The sequence below is a fragment of the Microbacterium gilvum genome (assembly GCF_039543865.1).
Classification (GTDB): domain Bacteria; phylum Actinomycetota; class Actinomycetes; order Actinomycetales; family Microbacteriaceae; genus Microbacterium; species Microbacterium gilvum.
In genome coordinates, this window is record NZ_BAABKO010000001.1 from 647056 (window position 1) to 661090 (window position 14035).

Genomic DNA, 14035 nt, shown 5'->3' on the forward strand with positions numbered 1-14035 from the left:
ACCGACCGTCCGCTCGATTCAGAACGGCGTGGCGACGACCTCCTCGTCTTCCCGCTCGAGCGGCGCGAGATCGTCCGACGACGTCTCATCGGCGGGAGCGGTCGCGGCCGCATCGCCGTCGTGCACGGGGATGGCCCAGCCGTCGGCTGCGGTCGAGCGCTCGCCCTGCCCGCGCTTCGCGGACGTGCCGCCTCGCGCGTACTTGGCCGTGCCGAAGAGCAGATCGATGCCCAGCGCATCGGCCGTGATCTGCACGTCGGTGTGCGGCCCCGTGTCCCCTGTCCACGAACGGACGACGAGCCGCCCTGCGACGATGACGCGCTGGCCTTTCTCCAGCGAGGCGCCGCCGTTCTTCGCGAGCGAGCCGAAGACCGAGATCGAGTAGAAGCTCGGCGCGTCGTCCACCCACTCCTTCGTGTCGTTGTCGAGGCGACGGTGATTGGTCGCCATCCGGAACTTGAGCAGCGGCCTGCCGTCGGCGAGCGTCCGCAGATCGGGGTCGCTCGCGATGTTGCCGACGATGGTGATCTGGTCTGCCATGGGGATCCCTCCTGCCGGAGACCCTCTCCGACGCCTGGTCCCCTCAGGACACCGCATGCCGTGCCATCGCGCGGGCGCCCGGCCCGATCTGTGGACCGATCCGGCCGCCGGGGCAGCCTGTGCACGGCGCAACGCGCTGCGTGGATCACGACACCTCTCGCCCAGGTCGCAGTCCGCGTCCTCGAACGACATTTCCGGGACGGAAACCGCGACCTGGGCGAGGAGGGGCGACGTCAGGCCGCGTACTCCGCGAACCGGGCGCGCACCTTGTTCACCTTCGGCACGGCGACGGCGAGGCAGTACCCCTGCGTGGGGTTCTTCGCGAAGAAGTCCTGGTGGTAGTCCTCGGCGTCGTAGAACGCCCCAAGCGGCTCGATCGTCGTCACGATGTCGCCCTCGACGGCGCCGACGGGAGCGTCCCAGATGTCCGCTGCACGATCGCGGGCGGCCTCGAACAGCTCCTTCTGCGCGTCGTCGGCGAAGAACATCGCGCTGCGGTACTGCGTGCCGCGGTCGGCTCCCTGGTGGTTGAGCTGCCGCGGGTCGTGCATGGTGAAGAACGCATCGAGGATGATTTCGGGCGCGATCACGTCGGGATCGAACTCCACCTTCACCGCCTCGGCATGCCCCGTCGCCCCCGTGCAGACCTGCTCGTACGAGGGGTTCGGCCGCGCGCCTCCCGTGTATCCCGACACGACCGACGTCACCCCGCGGAGGGCGCGGTAGGCCGCGTCGAGGCACCAGAAGCAGCCTCCTGCGATCACGAACGTCTGTGTCATGTGCACTCCTCTGAACGAATGTCGGCGGCCCTGCCTATCGTCGCAGACGACGGGAAGGAGCCACTCATGACCAACACCGCGACGGTCCTCGCCATTCCGCTCGATGAGCCGCCGCTCGGGCTCTCGTGGGCGCGCCTCGAGCGCGCGGGCGCGGCGCTCTGGCGCGTGCGCTCCGCAGCCGACGGGCGCAGCATCGGCCACCTCCGCGTCGTGAAGGCCGACGGAGCCGTGCGATATCGCGCAGAGCGATTCCATGCCGCGTGCGGGGCCCTCATCGCGTTCGGCGAGTTCTGGACGGCAGACGAGGCGGTCGACGTGCTCCGTCGCTCCGTCTGAGGGGCGGATCGCACGTGCGTAACCCGCCGCGACGCCTCAGACGAGGGCGTCCACCGGGGCGTGCTCGACGGATGCGGGGCCGGCCGCGACCTCGTCCCAGACACCGGCGAGGATGCCCACGGCGCGCCGGAGCGAGTCGGCGGGCGACGTGAAGGGGATGCGGAGGTGCCGTTCGTGCCCCCCGCCGACGGAGAACCGCGGACCCGCCGAGAGGAGGACACCCGCCCGGCGGGCCGCGAGGACCAGTGCAGAGCTGCGCGGGGCGCCGAGCTCGACCCACAGGGCGACCCCGCCGTCCGGCGGCGCGGCGCGCCAGTCCGGCAGCCGGTGCGCGAGCTCCTCGACGACCGCGTCGCGGCCTTCGCGAAGGAGCTCCGCGCGCTGGGCGATGATCTCGGGCATCAACGGCATGAGCCGGTCGACCACGACCTGCTCGAAGTCGGGAGTGCCGAGGTCCGTGAGCGGACGCGCGGCGAGCATGCGACGGATCGTCTGCTCGTCGGCGCGGACCCATCCGACCCGCAGCCCACCCCACACCGTCTTCCCGACCGACCCGAGCGTGATGACCTCCGTGCCGACCGGCGCGAGCGCCGCGAACGGCAGCCCGGCGCCCCGACCGGCGATGTCGAGGTCCGCCGTCGTCTCGTCGACGACCAGCACCGTCCCCGAGGCCCGCGCGGCGGCCGCGATCCGCTCCACGATGTCGACGGGCATCGTCTCGCCCGTCGGATTGTGGAACCGCGGCATGAGGTAGGCCGCGACGGGAGACGCCCGCCGGAGGGCGTCGTCGGCGCGCTCCATGTCCCAGCCGGCTCCGGGCGCGACCGGCACGCCGACGAGCCGGGCGCCCGCCGCCGCGTAGCTCTCGGCGGCGTGGGGGTACGTGGGCGTCTCCACGAGCATCCGGTCGCCGCGCGACACGAGCAGTCGCGCCGTCAGGGCGATGGCGCTCTGCGCGCCCGTCGTGATCATGATCTGCTCCGCCGTCGTGGGGAGGCCGCGCGCCGAGAACCGCGCCGCGATCGACTCGCGCAGGCTCCGCAGGCCGAGCATCTCGTAGCCCGAGCGCGCGATCACGGCGGGGGCGTCCGCCGCCGCCTCGGCGTAGGCCGCCGCGAGGCCCGGCCAGGCAGGAGGGCTCGCCTGCTGGAGGTCGATGGCTCCGTCGACGTCCGTGGCCCTCCCGAGATCGCGGCGGCCGAGAGGGAGGGTGATGCTCCCCGACCCCCGCACGCTCTCGATGTGGCGGCTCTCCCGCAGGCTGCGGTACGCCGCCGCGACGGTCGTGCGGCTCACGCGCAGCCGCGCGGCGAGCTCGCGCTCCGCGGGAAGGGCGGTGCGCGGGGCGATCCGATTGTCGAGGCACAGGAGACGGATCGCATCGGCGAGAGCCTCGTACGCGGGCTCGCGGGTGCGCCACGGTCCGAGGCGCTCGTCGAGTGCCCGCGCGGAGAGTCGGGAGTCCATCATGCGGACCACCGTAGCAGGATTGGCATCTTGCATGCGGTCCAATTCAGATGTGGCATGGATGCATGTTCATCACCCTCGTCGTCCTCGTCCCGCTCGCCGCGCTCTCGCTCTGCGCGATCGTCGCCGCGATCGTCGAGATCGTCCGCGACGGCTACCGCGCTGTGCCGACGGAGACGGACATCCGCTCGTGAACGCGCCGACGCGCGCCGTCGTGCGGATGACGCGCCTCGTGATCGGACTCGCCCTGTACGGCCTCGGGGCTGCGCTCACTGTTGCCGCCGGGCTCGGCGTCGATCCCTGGACGGTCCTCGCCGAGGGGATCTCCCGTCAGACGGGCATCGGCGTCGGCTGGGCGACGAACATCCTCGGAGCCCTCGTCCTGCTCGCCTGGATCCCGCTGCGTCAGAGACCGGGACTCGGAACCCTGCTCAACGTGCTGCTCGTGGGCACGAGCATGCAGATCGCCCTGACAGTGCTCCCCCGCCCTGCCGACCTCGCACCGCGCGTCGCGCTCCTCGCGGCCGGCATCGCGCTCGTCGCCCTCGCCTCCGGCGTCTACCTCGGAGCGGACCTCGGCGCAGGGCCGCGGGACGGCCTCATGACGGGTCTGCGCCGACGTCTCGGATGGCCGCTGTGGCGCGCCCGCGCGACGGTCGAGATCACCGTGCTCGCCGCGGGCTGGCTGCTCGGAGGGACGGTGGGCGCGGGCACGATCGCGTTCGCGCTCGCCATCGGCCCGCTCGTCGGGGCGGCCATGCGGCTCCTGGCGGGCCCCGCGTCCGCGACAGCGCACGCGGGGTCCGCCGCCGCGGCGATCAGTGCCGGCGGAACTCGGGACGCTCCGCCCCCGGTGTGAGGTGCGCGTGGAGCGCGCTCTTCGCGATGTCGAGCTCGGGGTAGGAGCCGACCGGCTCCGTCCGGTCCACCATCCGCACCTCGAACCCCTCGTCCGTCTCCTTGATCGATCCGACGGCCCCGTTCGTCCCGTGGGCGACCCAAAGCCGCCCTTCCTGCATCGTCGTCATCATCGACTCCTTCCGCTGGTCCCCCCATCGACGGTATGCCTGGCCGTCCGGGTGCACCAGGGCTTGACGCGCGAGGGCGATATGCTCGAGGAGACCCCCAGTAGCTCAGTGGACCAGAGCAACGAGCTTCTAACTCGCAGGTCGCACGTTCGAATCGTGCCTGGGGGACCATCGCGCGTCGGCGCCCCTCGATAGGCTGGGGAGATGGTGAGCGCATCCGAGAACGACCGGCTCGTCTGGATCGACTGCGAGATGACGGGCCTCGACCTCTCGGTCGACGAGCTCGTCGAGATCGCGATCGTCGTGACGGACTTCGAGCTCCGCATCCTCGACCCCGGGTTCCAGGTCGTCATCCGTCCGACGCAGGCCGCACTCGACAACATGGGCGAGTTCGTCACGGAGATGCACCGCACCTCCGGACTCCTCGACGAGATCCCGTCCGGAGTGCCCCTCGAGGAGGCCGAGCGGCGGTCCCTCGAGTACATCCGCCGCTTCGTGCCGCTCGAGCGGAAGGCGCCGCTCGCGGGCAACACGATCGGCACCGACCGGATGTTCCTCGCGAAGTACATGCCGCAGATCGACGGCCACCTGCACTACCGCAATGTCGACGTCTCGAGCATCAAGGAGCTCTCCCGTCGCTGGTACCCGCGCGCGTACTTCCAGGCGCCGGGCAAGGACGGCGGCCACCGCGCCCTCGCCGACATCCTGGAGTCGATCCGCGAGCTCGCGTACTACCGCCGTGCCGTCTTCGTCGCGCAGCCCGGCCCGACGTCGGAGGAGGCCCGCGACACGGCCGAGGACGTCGTTTCGTCTTTTGCGCGGAGCGTGTGACAGAATAGAGAAGTTGCCCCGGCAGGCCGGGGCACATGGTGGCTATAGCTCAGTTGGTAGAGCACCTGGTTGTGGTCCAGGGGGTCGCCGGTTCAAGCCCGGTTAGCCACCCCATCCTTCGGGGCCCGGACGATCGTCCGGGCCCCGTTCCCGTTCCCGGACCTGCGGCTAGACTCGATTCGCGATGATGGACATGGACGCGGACGCCTTCGAGAGCCTCGTCGTGGACGAGCTGGATCAGCTGCCCGACGAGATGGTCGACGGCCTCGACAACGTCGTGTTCGTCGTCGAGGACCGTCCAGAGGACGGCAGCCTCGATCTCCTCGGGCTGTACGACGGCCTCGCCCTCACCGAGCGCGGCCGTTACGGGATGGGCGAGCTCCCCGACCGCATCATCGTCTACCGCGAGCCCCACCTCGACCGGTGCGCCGATCTGGCCGAGCTGCGCGACGAGGTGCACACGACGCTCGTGCACGAGATCGCCCACTTCTACGGGATCGACGACGACCGCCTGCACGAGCTCGGGTGGGCCTGATGTCCATCGCCTCACCGGAGCTCGACGAGCAGATCGACCTCGGAGCCGCCCCCGCGACGCCGTGGCAGACCGTCGTGTGGGACGATCCCGTGAACCTCATGAGCTACGTCGTGCACGTGTTCCGCCAGTACTTCGGCTATCCGCTCGAGCAGGCGACCGCCCTCATGCTCGCCGTCCACAACGACGGCCACGCCGTCGTCGCGGAGGGCGCGCGCGAGAAGATGGAGCTGCACGCGCAGGCGATGCACGACTACGGTCTCTGGGCCACCGTGCGGAGGGCCGCCTGATGCCTGATGTCGTCGTCGAGCTGTCCGCGTTCGAGCGCGGCCATCTGCGCGAGCTCGTCGCGCAGTTCGCGGGGCTCGTCGCGGGACGTGGCGACGACCCCGCGCTCGAGCGCCTGACGCCGTCGGCGTATCGCGACGACGCCGGGGCGGCCGCCGAGTTCCGCGGGCTCACACGCGACGACCTGCTGAGCCGCCGCGCAGACGACGCCGCCGTCGTGCTGGCCGGCATCGATCGCGGTACGCAGCTCGAGCTGGACGCGGAGGAGACGAGCGCCTGGCTGCGCACGCTCGCCGCCGTGCGCCTCGTCCTCGCCACGCGGCTCGGAATCGACCGGACCGACGACCTCGTCGATCGCGACGAGCCGCGCTTCGCGCTGTACGACTGGCTGGGATACCGGCTCGAGCTCCTCGTCCGCGCGGCCGACGGGCGGGACCGCTGAGTCAGGGCATCCGCAGCCTGAGGTGCGCACGCTCCCGCGGCCTCTCCGCCGCGATGTGCAGCTCCTCCTGCGCGGCCCACCGCTCCCAGTGCGGGCGGAAGCCGTCGCCGTCGCGCTCGAGCGCCCGTCGCCGGCGTTCCTCGGCGTCGCCGTCGAGCCAGACCGCGGCATCCGCCATCCGGGCGGACGACCCCGTCAACGCGCCGCATCCCTCCACGACGAGAGCGCGCTCGGGATCGATCTCGACCGCCTCGCCCGCGAAGGTGCCGGCGCCCCAGTCGAAGCGGCGATAGCGCCCGCGCTCCCTCGCGAGGTGCGGGGCGAGGAGGAGGGAGCAGGCGAGCGCCGCTCCCTCGCGCAGGCCGCCCCAGCCGGGATAGAGCTCGTCGAGCGAGACGAGCTGCGCTGCGCCTCCTGGCCATCCCGCCGCCACGGTGCGCGCGAGCGTCGTCTTGCCCGCTCCGCTGCGTCCGTCGATCACGAGCCGACGCGCACCGCGCGCCGCGACGAGACGGAGGACGCGCTCGGGTGCCCCGCTACTTCTTGAGGGCACGGATGATCTTCGTGAGCGCGTGGCCCGCCACGCACACGAAGGGCACGGCGACGGCGAGCAGCGCGACGAGGTTCGGCTCGAAGCGGAGCTCCCCTCCGCGGCGCACGTACGCGCCGATCGGGGCGGAGAATCCGCCGCCTCCCCCGCCGCCGTTCCCCGTCTCGTCGGATCCCCCGCCGAACCCCGTCCAGGTCGCGGCGACGGGCACGAAGCGCTCGCCGTCGACCTCCTGCGGCTCGCCGTACGCGGCGCTCACTCCGAGTCCCGCCGAGATGCGGCCGATTTCCAGTGCGATATTGGGCATGCGACCACGCTACCCGGGCGTCGCACGGCTGTCAGTCGGAATCCTCCGCCGGTCGCGGCGTGCGCGGTACCTGCGGATGGCGCTCGGCACGCCCCAGGAAGGCGGCGCGCGTGACGACGCCGTCGCCGAAGCGCGCCACCGCGTCGTCGAGCGTCCCCTCGACGCGCTTCCAGTCCTCGTCATCGTCCCACAGCGCGAGGGCGCCGCCGCCTGCGGCGCCGAGGCGGTCGGCCCGCACGCCGATGAGACGGACCGCCTGCCGCAGCTCGACGGCGGCCAGCAGCTCGCGTGCGACCTCGCCGATGCGCTGACCGCTCGCGCTCGGCTCGCCGAGCGTCTGCGATCGCGTGAGGGTCGTGAAGTCGGAGAACCGGACCTTGATCGAGACGCCGCCCGCCTCGAGGCCGCCGCGCCGGAGCCGCACGGCGACCCGGTCCGCGAGACGGAGCATCTCGGCACGGAGCAGCCCGGCATCCGACACGTCGTCGTGGAAGGTCTCCTCGTGCGAGATGCTCTTCTCGACGCGCTGGGTCTCGATGCGGCGCGGATCCTCCCCGCGCGCGAGCGCCGCGACCCGCTCGGCCGACGCCCGCCCGAGCGCGCGCTCGAGCACCTCCGCCGGCGTGCGCCGCACGTCTCCGATCGTGCGGATGCCGCGGGATTCGAGCCCCTCCGCGGCACGCGGACCGACGCCCCAGATGGCGCGCACCGACCGCGGCTCGAGGAACTCGAGAGTGCGCGCGGCGGGCACGATGAGCAGGCCGTCGGGCTTGGACAGGGTGGAGGCCATCTTCGCGACGTGCTTGGTCGCCGCAGCGCCCACCGAGCACGTGATGCCGGCCTCCGCGCGCACGCGCTGGCGGATCATCCGCGCGATCGCCCCCGGAGGCCCCCACAGGCGCCGGGCACCGCCGACATCGAGGAACGCCTCGTCGATCGACAGCTGCTCGACGAGCGGCGTGATGCTGCGGAAGATGTCCATGACCTGCGCCGACACGGCGCGGTAGCGGTCGAAGTGGGGCGGCACGATGAGGGCGTGCGGGCAGAGCCGGATCGCCTGGCTCACGGGCATGGCAGAGCGCACGCCGAACCGGCGCGCCTCGTACGACGCGCTCGACACGACGGAACGGCCGTCCGGTGCGCCGATGATGATCGGCTTGCGCGCGAGGGACGGATCGTCGAGCACCTCGACGGCGGCGTAGAACGCGTCCATGTCCACGTGCAGGATGCCCGCGCCGGTGTCATCCGCGCCCGCGGGCGAGACGAGCCTGCCCGTGCCGTCCTGCCGCCCCATGACGTCATCCTCTCCTGGACCCCGGACATCGCCGGGGACGCGCGAGGGCGGGGGCAGACGCCCCCGCCCTCGCGCCGTGCACGACCTCAGTCGTCGGCTTCGAGCTCCGCCTGCACCTCGGGCGACAGGTCGATGTTCGTGAAGACGTTCTGCACGTCGTCGCTGTCCTCGAGCGCGTCGATGAGCCGGAACACCTTCCGCGCCGTGTCCGCGTCGACCTCGACCTTGAGGTTCGGCACGAACTCGGCGTCGGCCGACTCGTAGTCGATGCCCGCGTCCTGCAGCGCCGTCCGCACCGACACCATGTCGCTCGCCTCGGTGATGATCTCGAAGCCCTGGGGGTGCGGCTCGATCTCCTGCGCGCCCGCCTCGAGCGCCACCATCATGACGTCGTCCTCTGTTGTGCCCTCGAGCGAGGCGACGATGACGCCCTTGCGCTCGAAGTTGTAGGCGACGCTGCCGGGGTCGGCCATGTTCCCGCCGTTGCGCGTCATCGCCGTGCGGACCTCGGCGGCCGCGCGGTTCTTGTTGTCCGTGAGGCACTCGATGAGCATCGCGATGCCGCCGGGCGCGTAGCCCTCGTACATGATCGAGGTGTACTCGACCGACTCCCCGCCGATGCCGGCGCCGCGCTTGATGGCGCGATCGATGTTGTCCTTCGGGACCGACGTCTTCTTGGCCTTGAGGACGGCGTCGAAGAGGGTCGGGTTGCCGGCCTGATCAGGCCCCCCGAGCTTCGCCGCGACCTCGATGTTCTTGATGAGCTTGGCCCACGACTTCGCGCGCTTGGCGTCGATGGCCGCCTTCTTGTGCTTCGTCGTCGCCCACTTGGAATGCCCTGACATGAAACTCCCGCTCGTCTGCCTGCGACAGCGCGCGTCGCGCGCATGCCTCAGACGATTCTATTCGCTCCCCCCGATCGCCGCGGGATCGGGGGCGGGCAGCAGGGCGACGGCACGCCGGATGTCGTCCTCCGACGCCGCGAGGCAGAGGCGGATCGATCCCTCTCCCGCGCGTCCGAACGCCGTGCCGGGCGCCACCGCGACGCGCTCGTCGAGGAGGAAGCGCTCCGCCCACGCCGCGACGTCGCCCTCCGTCGCATGCGACACGTCGACCCACAGGTAGAAGGCGCCGCCCGGGCGGTGGCTGCGGATCCCCCGCGCGTCGAGGAGCTCGGTCGCGAGGGAGATATGACGGCGGTACCGTTCGCGCGCGGCCCGGATGTGGGCGTCCCCGCCCTCGAGCGCGGCGAGCGCGGCGTGCTGGTCGGGCATCCCCGCGCACGCGATCATCGACTCCTGGAGTGCGCGCATGGTAGGCCCGTACCCGGGCGGGACGACGAGCCATCCGACCCTCGCTCCCGTCAGCGCGTGGCTCTTCGAGGTGGAGAAGACGCTCAGCACGCGATCCTGCTCTCCGAGGCGCGCCGCGACGGCGGCCGTCGAGACGTGCGGGGCATCCCACGTGAAGTGCTCGTAGACCTCGTCGCTGATGATCCAGAGGTCGTGGTCGGCCGCGAAGACGACGAGCGAGGCGATCACGTCCTCGTCGAAGACGACGCCCAGGGGGTTCGACGGCGAGTTCACGACGATGGCGCGCGTGCGCGGCGTGACGAGGCGCGCGAGCTCCTCGACGTCGGGCACGAACCCGCGGGAGGGGCGCAACGGGTACGGCACCGGCACGGCGGCGATCGAGCGGGGATACATGGTGAACGTCGTGTACCCGGGATCGGGCACGAGCACCTCGTCGCCCGGCCCCAGCGCGATCGTGAAGGCCTGCGCGAGCGCCTGCGTCCCGCCGACCGTCACCCACACCTGCTCGACGTCCACCGAGACGTCGTTCTCGCGGGCGAGCTTGGCGGTGATCGCGCGCCGCAGCGCGGCGATGCCGCCGTTCGGCGCGTAATCGGTGTCGTCGCGCTCCCAGGCCGCCTGCGCGGCCGCGCGGATGTGCGGCGCGACGGGGTCGTCCGGCTCGCCGACGACGAGCATCACGACGTCGTCGAGGGTCAGGGCGAGCTCGAAGATGCGGCGCGTACCCGATTCGGGGACGCCGGGGATGTGCGGGGCGGGCCGGGGCATCGCCCCACGCTACCGGTGGGTCAGGCCCGCACGTACACGGGCGTCCCCGCCGGGAGCTCCGCGAGGCGCGCGATCGCATCGGCGTCCATCCGCAGGCATCCGTTGGAGATCGCCCCGGAGTGCGCGTCGTGGTAGTGGAACGCCGTGACGGCCACGCTCTGCCCGTCGAAGCCGTCGAGCGTGGGCGACTGCACGGACAGGTAGATGAGCGGATGCCCGCGCGTGTACCCGAGGCTCTCGACGACCTCCGTCAGCATGACGTACGAGCGCCCGAGCGGGGTCGGCGTCGCCGCAGCGCCCGACGCGAAGTCGGTCGCGATGCGCTCGGATCCGTCTGCGCCGACGATGTCGACCGTGCGCTCCGAGAGGCTCACCTCGACGCGGTAGGGGTTCGCCGAGAGCTCGACGTCCGCGGCTCGCAGCCATCCGGTGACCTGTGCGGGATCGCCCTGCGACGGCGTCGACTGACGTCCGACCAGGAGGACGCGCATCCAGTTCTCCTGACGTTCCACGACGGGGACGATCGTGCCCCCGTAGCGCTGCTCGCGGGGGAGGTAGGCGACCGGGTCGCCCTCGGGGTCGGCGAAGACGGGAGCGCCCGCGCCGAGCGGCTGCGCGACGAGCGGCTCGGTCTCCCCGTAGGGATCGTCGTCGACGGGAAGGGCCGCATTGACCTCGAAGACGTCGACGAGCTGCAGCGCCGCGAGATCGTAGGCGACGGTGTTCGCGGCGAACCCCGAGGGCGTGGGCGACGGCGTCGGAGCCTGCGAGGGAGTGGGCGAGGCAGGCGGCGCCGCGGTCTCGGTCGGCGAGGCGACGGGCGCGGGTGCGCGCCCCTGCGTCGCGAAGAGCACACCGCCCACGGTCGCCGCGACGACGGCCACCGCGCCCGCCGCGATCCAGACCGCGCGCGACCTCCCTGCAGCCCGTCTCTCCGCCATGACGCCCCCTCTCCCGCCCATTCCACCACGCCCGGCCTGGCGGGGCCATCCGCCGCCCGCAGGCGAGGCGGGCGCGAGCCGGATGAGATGATCGCAGGATGAAGATCCTCTCGATCCAGTCGGCGGTGGCGTACGGGCACGCCGGCAACTCGGCCGCCGTGTTCCCCATGCAGCGCATCGGCGTCGAGGTGCTCCCCGTCTACACCGTGAACTTCTCCAACCACACCGGCTACGGCGCGTGGCGCGGTCCGCTCATCCCCCCGGCCGACGTCGCGGACGTCATCACGGGCGTGGAGGAGCGCGGAGTGTTCCCGGAGCTCGACGCTGTGCTCTCGGGCTACCAGGGCAGCGAGGGGATCGCCGACGTCGTCATCGACGCGGTCGCCAGGGTGAAGGCCGCGAACCCGAAGGCCCTGTACGCATGCGACCCGGTCATGGGCAACGCCAAGTCGGGCTGCTTCGTGGCCCCGGCCATCCCCGATCTGCTCCGCGACCGCGTCGTGCCGGTCGCGGACATCCTCACACCGAACCAGTTCGAGCTGGGGTTCCTCACGGGCACGAGCCCCGACACGCTGGAGTCGACCATCGCGTCGGCCGACGTCGCGCGGGAGATGGGGCCGCGCACGGTGCTCGTGACGTCCGTGGAGCGGCCGGATCGGCCCGAGGGGACGATCGAGATGATGGTCGTCGACGACGCCGGAGCGTGGATCGTGCAGACGCCGTACCTGCCGATGAAGGCCAACGGGTCGGGCGACGTCACCGCCGCGCTCTTCACGTCGCACTACGTCGCGACGGGCTCCGCGCCCGATGCCCTCGCCCGGACGGCGTCGAGCGTGTTCGGCCTGCTCGAGCAGACCCACGCCGTCGGCGACCGCGAGCTGCAGCTCGTGCAGGCGCAGGAGCACTTCGCACACCCGCGCCTCGAGTTCCCCGTCCGCCGGGTCCGCTGACCCTTCCTCTCGTCCAACGGATATCCGGTTGCCGAGAGCACACCCGATACCGGGTAATCACCTGTGCTCTCGGCAACCGGATGTGGTCTCGACAGAAGTCGGCGCGCTCACGCCGCGGCGCGGACATTCCGCAGGAACCGGGCATGGAAACGCGTCTCTCCCGAAACCTCCGGATGGAACGACGTCGCGAGGAGCGGGCCCTGCTCGACCGCGACGACGCGGCCGTCCGGCAAGGCCGCGAGCGGGGTGGCCGCGCCGACCTCCTCCACGACGGGCGCGCGGATGAACGCCGCCGACACGGGGGGATCCCCCAGCACCGGCACATCGAGATCGGCCTCGAACGACTCCGCCTGGCTGCCGAACGCGTTGCGCCGCACGGCGATGTCGAGGCCGCCGAACGTGACCTGGCCGGCGATGCCGTCGCGCAGGCGGTCGGCGAGCAGGATGAGCCCCGCGCACGTCCCGTAGACGGGCAGCCCCGCGCGGATGGCCGCCACGACCGGGGCGCGCAGATCGAACGCGCGCGCGAGCTTGTCGATGACGCTCGATTCGCCGCCCGGGATGACGAGCCCGTCGACCGCCGCGAGCTCCTCGGGGCGTCGAACGCGCGACACGCGGGCCCCGAGGTGCGCGAGCACCTCCACGTGCTCGCGCACGCCGCCTTGCAGCGCGAGGACGCCGACGCGGGGCGCCGAAGCGCTCACCAGCCCCGCTCTGCCAGCCGGTGCGGGGCCGGGAGGTCTGCGACGTTGATGCCGACCATCGCCTCGCCGAGCCCGCGCGACGCCGCGGCGACGACCGCGGGATCGTCGAAGAACGTCGTGGCCTTGACGATCGCTGCGGCTCGTGCCGCAGGGTCGCCCGACTTGAAGATCCCGGATCCCACGAACACGCCGTCGGCGCCGAGCTGCATCATGAGCGCGGCGTCGGCCGGCGTCGCGACGCCGCCCGCCGTGAAGAGCACGACGGGGAGCTTGCCCGTCTCGGCGATCTCGGCGACGAGCTCGAACGGCGCCTGCAGCTCCTTGGCCGCGACGTAGAGCTCATCCTTGGTCTTCGAGCGCAGCACGTTGATGTCGCTCGTGATGCGGCGGATGTGCTTGGTCGCCTCCGACACGTCGCCCGTGCCCGCCTCGCCCTTCGACCGGATCATCGCCGCACCCTCCGTGATGCGGCGCAGCGCCTCGCCGAGGTCGGTCGCCCCGCACACGAACGGCACGTCGAAGCCCCACTTGTCGATGTGGTTCACGTAGTCGGCTGGCGAGAGCACCTCCGACTCGTCGATGTAGTCGACGCCCAGCTCCTGCAGCACCTGCGCCTCGACGAAGTGCCCGATGCGGGCCTTCGCCATCACGGGGATCGACACCGACGCGACGATCTCGTCGATGAGGTCGGGATCGCTCATCCGGGCGACGCCGCCCTGGGCGCGGATGTCTGCGGGGACGCGCTCGAGCGCCATGACGGCGACGGCTCCCGCGTCCTCGGCGATGCGCGCCTGCTCGGCCGTGACGACGTCCATGATGACGCCGCCCTTGAGCATCTCGGCAAGTCCGCGCTTGACGCGCCCCGTCCCCGTCGTCGCTCCGGTCACGTCGATCTCCTTCTCCCGCCGCGTCGCGGCGTGTCCATACGGTCGCGTATTTGACCTATGCCAAAAGCTAGCACGGTG

General features: G+C 71.8%; 20 protein-coding genes and 2 tRNA genes. 10 read left to right on the forward strand and 12 right to left on the reverse strand.

The features are described 5' to 3' along the window. Positions 1 to 18: 18 nt before the first annotated feature. A complete protein-coding gene (locus ABD998_RS03315; protein ID WP_345435896.1) occupies positions 19 to 540 on the reverse strand; it encodes a single-stranded DNA-binding protein in 522 nt (173 codons plus the stop codon). A 233-nt stretch (positions 541 to 773) separates the two neighbouring features. Beyond that, on the reverse strand, positions 774 to 1319 hold the full coding sequence (gene msrA / locus ABD998_RS03320) for a peptide-methionine (S)-S-oxide reductase MsrA (RefSeq protein ID WP_345435898.1): 546 nt from the start codon (positions 1317 to 1319) through the stop codon (positions 774 to 776). 66 nt (positions 1320 to 1385) lie between these two features. Between msrA and ABD998_RS03325 the strand changes: the two genes are divergently transcribed. Continuing rightward, complete coding sequence (locus ABD998_RS03325) at positions 1386 to 1655, forward strand: hypothetical protein (RefSeq protein WP_345435900.1); 270 nt, start codon at positions 1386 to 1388, stop codon at positions 1653 to 1655. Positions 1656 to 1691: 36 nt separating this feature from the next. On the opposite strand, the gene yczR is transcribed toward ABD998_RS03325, so the two are convergent. Then, positions 1692 to 3125 carry a MocR-like transcription factor YczR gene (gene yczR, locus ABD998_RS03330; protein WP_345435902.1) on the reverse strand — a complete coding sequence of 478 codons (1434 nt, stop codon included), beginning with the start codon at positions 3123 to 3125 and terminating at the stop codon, positions 1692 to 1694. Between the two features lie 62 nt (positions 3126 to 3187). On the opposite strand from yczR, the gene ABD998_RS03335 reads away from it, so the two are divergent. Together ABD998_RS03335 and yczE are read left to right on the forward strand one after the other, a co-directional pair. Continuing rightward, positions 3188 to 3316 carry a hypothetical protein gene (locus ABD998_RS03335; RefSeq protein WP_345435904.1) on the forward strand — a complete coding sequence of 43 codons (129 nt, stop codon included), beginning with the start codon at positions 3188 to 3190 and terminating at the stop codon, positions 3314 to 3316. Between the two features lie 26 nt (positions 3317 to 3342). Further along, entirely contained in the window at positions 3343 to 3981 is a 639-nt protein-coding gene (yczE, locus tag ABD998_RS03340) for a membrane protein YczE (protein ID WP_425562944.1), read from the forward strand. Here the strand turns inward: yczE and ABD998_RS03345 are convergent. Next, positions 3941 to 4150 (reverse strand): methyltransferase, encoded by a 210-nt coding sequence (locus tag ABD998_RS03345; RefSeq protein WP_345435908.1) that lies wholly within the window; start codon positions 4148 to 4150, stop codon positions 3941 to 3943. The genes yczE and ABD998_RS03345 overlap by 41 nt on opposite strands. Before the next feature lie 94 nt (positions 4151 to 4244). Between ABD998_RS03345 and ABD998_RS03350 the strand changes: the two genes are divergently transcribed. From ABD998_RS03350 to ABD998_RS03375, 6 genes are all read left to right on the forward strand, one after another. Beyond that, positions 4245 to 4321: transfer RNA gene (locus ABD998_RS03350), tRNA-Arg, on the forward strand. Between the two features lie 33 nt (positions 4322 to 4354). After that, on the forward strand, positions 4355 to 4981 hold the full coding sequence (gene orn, locus ABD998_RS03355; RefSeq protein WP_345435910.1) for an oligoribonuclease: 627 nt from the start codon (positions 4355 to 4357) through the stop codon (positions 4979 to 4981). A gap of 38 nt (positions 4982 to 5019) precedes the next feature. Beyond that, a tRNA-His gene (locus tag ABD998_RS03360) sits at positions 5020 to 5095 on the forward strand. Between the two features lie 73 nt (positions 5096 to 5168). After that, the gene (locus ABD998_RS03365; RefSeq protein WP_425562945.1) at positions 5169 to 5516 is read left to right on the forward strand and encodes a metallopeptidase family protein; all 348 of its coding nucleotides are present in this window, start codon (positions 5169 to 5171) and stop codon (positions 5514 to 5516) included. Then, on the forward strand, positions 5516 to 5803 hold the full coding sequence (gene clpS, locus ABD998_RS03370) for an ATP-dependent Clp protease adapter ClpS (RefSeq protein ID WP_345435914.1): 288 nt from the start codon (positions 5516 to 5518) through the stop codon (positions 5801 to 5803). Before ABD998_RS03365 ends, clpS begins: the two co-directional genes overlap by 1 nt. Next, the gene (locus tag ABD998_RS03375; protein ID WP_345435916.1) at positions 5803 to 6243 is read left to right on the forward strand and encodes a DUF2017 family protein; all 441 of its coding nucleotides are present in this window, start codon (positions 5803 to 5805) and stop codon (positions 6241 to 6243) included. Before clpS ends, ABD998_RS03375 begins: the two co-directional genes overlap by 1 nt. A gap of 1 nt (position 6244) precedes the next feature. Here the strand turns inward: ABD998_RS03375 and ABD998_RS03380 are convergent, their stop codons facing one another. The 6 genes from ABD998_RS03380 to ABD998_RS03405 form a co-directional block, all read right to left on the reverse strand. Beyond that, positions 6245 to 6796, reverse strand: a complete 552-nt coding sequence (locus ABD998_RS03380) for a nucleoside/nucleotide kinase family protein (RefSeq protein WP_345435918.1) — start codon at positions 6794 to 6796, stop codon at positions 6245 to 6247. Beyond that, the gene (locus tag ABD998_RS03385; RefSeq protein WP_345435920.1) at positions 6780 to 7100 is read right to left on the reverse strand and encodes a hypothetical protein; all 321 of its coding nucleotides are present in this window, start codon (positions 7098 to 7100) and stop codon (positions 6780 to 6782) included. Before ABD998_RS03385 ends, ABD998_RS03380 begins: the two co-directional genes overlap by 17 nt. A gap of 31 nt (positions 7101 to 7131) precedes the next feature. After that, positions 7132 to 8394 carry a DNA polymerase IV gene (gene dinB, locus ABD998_RS03390; protein WP_345435922.1) on the reverse strand — a complete coding sequence of 421 codons (1263 nt, stop codon included), beginning with the start codon at positions 8392 to 8394 and terminating at the stop codon, positions 7132 to 7134. An 86-nt stretch (positions 8395 to 8480) separates the two neighbouring features. Continuing rightward, the gene (locus ABD998_RS03395; RefSeq protein WP_345435924.1) at positions 8481 to 9239 is read right to left on the reverse strand and encodes a YebC/PmpR family DNA-binding transcriptional regulator; all 759 of its coding nucleotides are present in this window, start codon (positions 9237 to 9239) and stop codon (positions 8481 to 8483) included. Between the two features lie 57 nt (positions 9240 to 9296). Further along, positions 9297 to 10475: a pyridoxal phosphate-dependent aminotransferase gene (locus ABD998_RS03400; protein WP_345435926.1), complete on the reverse strand. Its 1179-nt coding sequence runs from the start codon at positions 10473 to 10475 to the stop codon at positions 9297 to 9299. Positions 10476 to 10495: 20 nt separating this feature from the next. Further along, positions 10496 to 11416: a L,D-transpeptidase family protein gene (locus tag ABD998_RS03405; RefSeq protein WP_345435929.1), complete on the reverse strand. Its 921-nt coding sequence runs from the start codon at positions 11414 to 11416 to the stop codon at positions 10496 to 10498. Between the two features lie 98 nt (positions 11417 to 11514). Between ABD998_RS03405 and pdxY the strand changes: the two genes are divergently transcribed. Further along, the gene (gene pdxY, locus ABD998_RS03410; RefSeq protein ID WP_345435931.1) at positions 11515 to 12366 is read left to right on the forward strand and encodes a pyridoxal kinase PdxY; all 852 of its coding nucleotides are present in this window, start codon (positions 11515 to 11517) and stop codon (positions 12364 to 12366) included. A gap of 107 nt (positions 12367 to 12473) precedes the next feature. Here pdxY and pdxT read toward each other — a convergent pair whose 3' ends face one another. Together pdxT and pdxS are read right to left on the reverse strand one after the other, a co-directional pair. Continuing rightward, positions 12474 to 13073: a pyridoxal 5'-phosphate synthase glutaminase subunit PdxT gene (gene pdxT / locus ABD998_RS03415; RefSeq protein WP_345436916.1), complete on the reverse strand. Its 600-nt coding sequence runs from the start codon at positions 13071 to 13073 to the stop codon at positions 12474 to 12476. Beyond that, positions 13067 to 13957 carry a pyridoxal 5'-phosphate synthase lyase subunit PdxS gene (gene pdxS, locus ABD998_RS03420; protein ID WP_345435934.1) on the reverse strand — a complete coding sequence of 297 codons (891 nt, stop codon included), beginning with the start codon at positions 13955 to 13957 and terminating at the stop codon, positions 13067 to 13069. Before pdxS ends, pdxT begins: the two co-directional genes overlap by 7 nt. Positions 13958 to 14035: the final 78 nt, after the last annotated feature.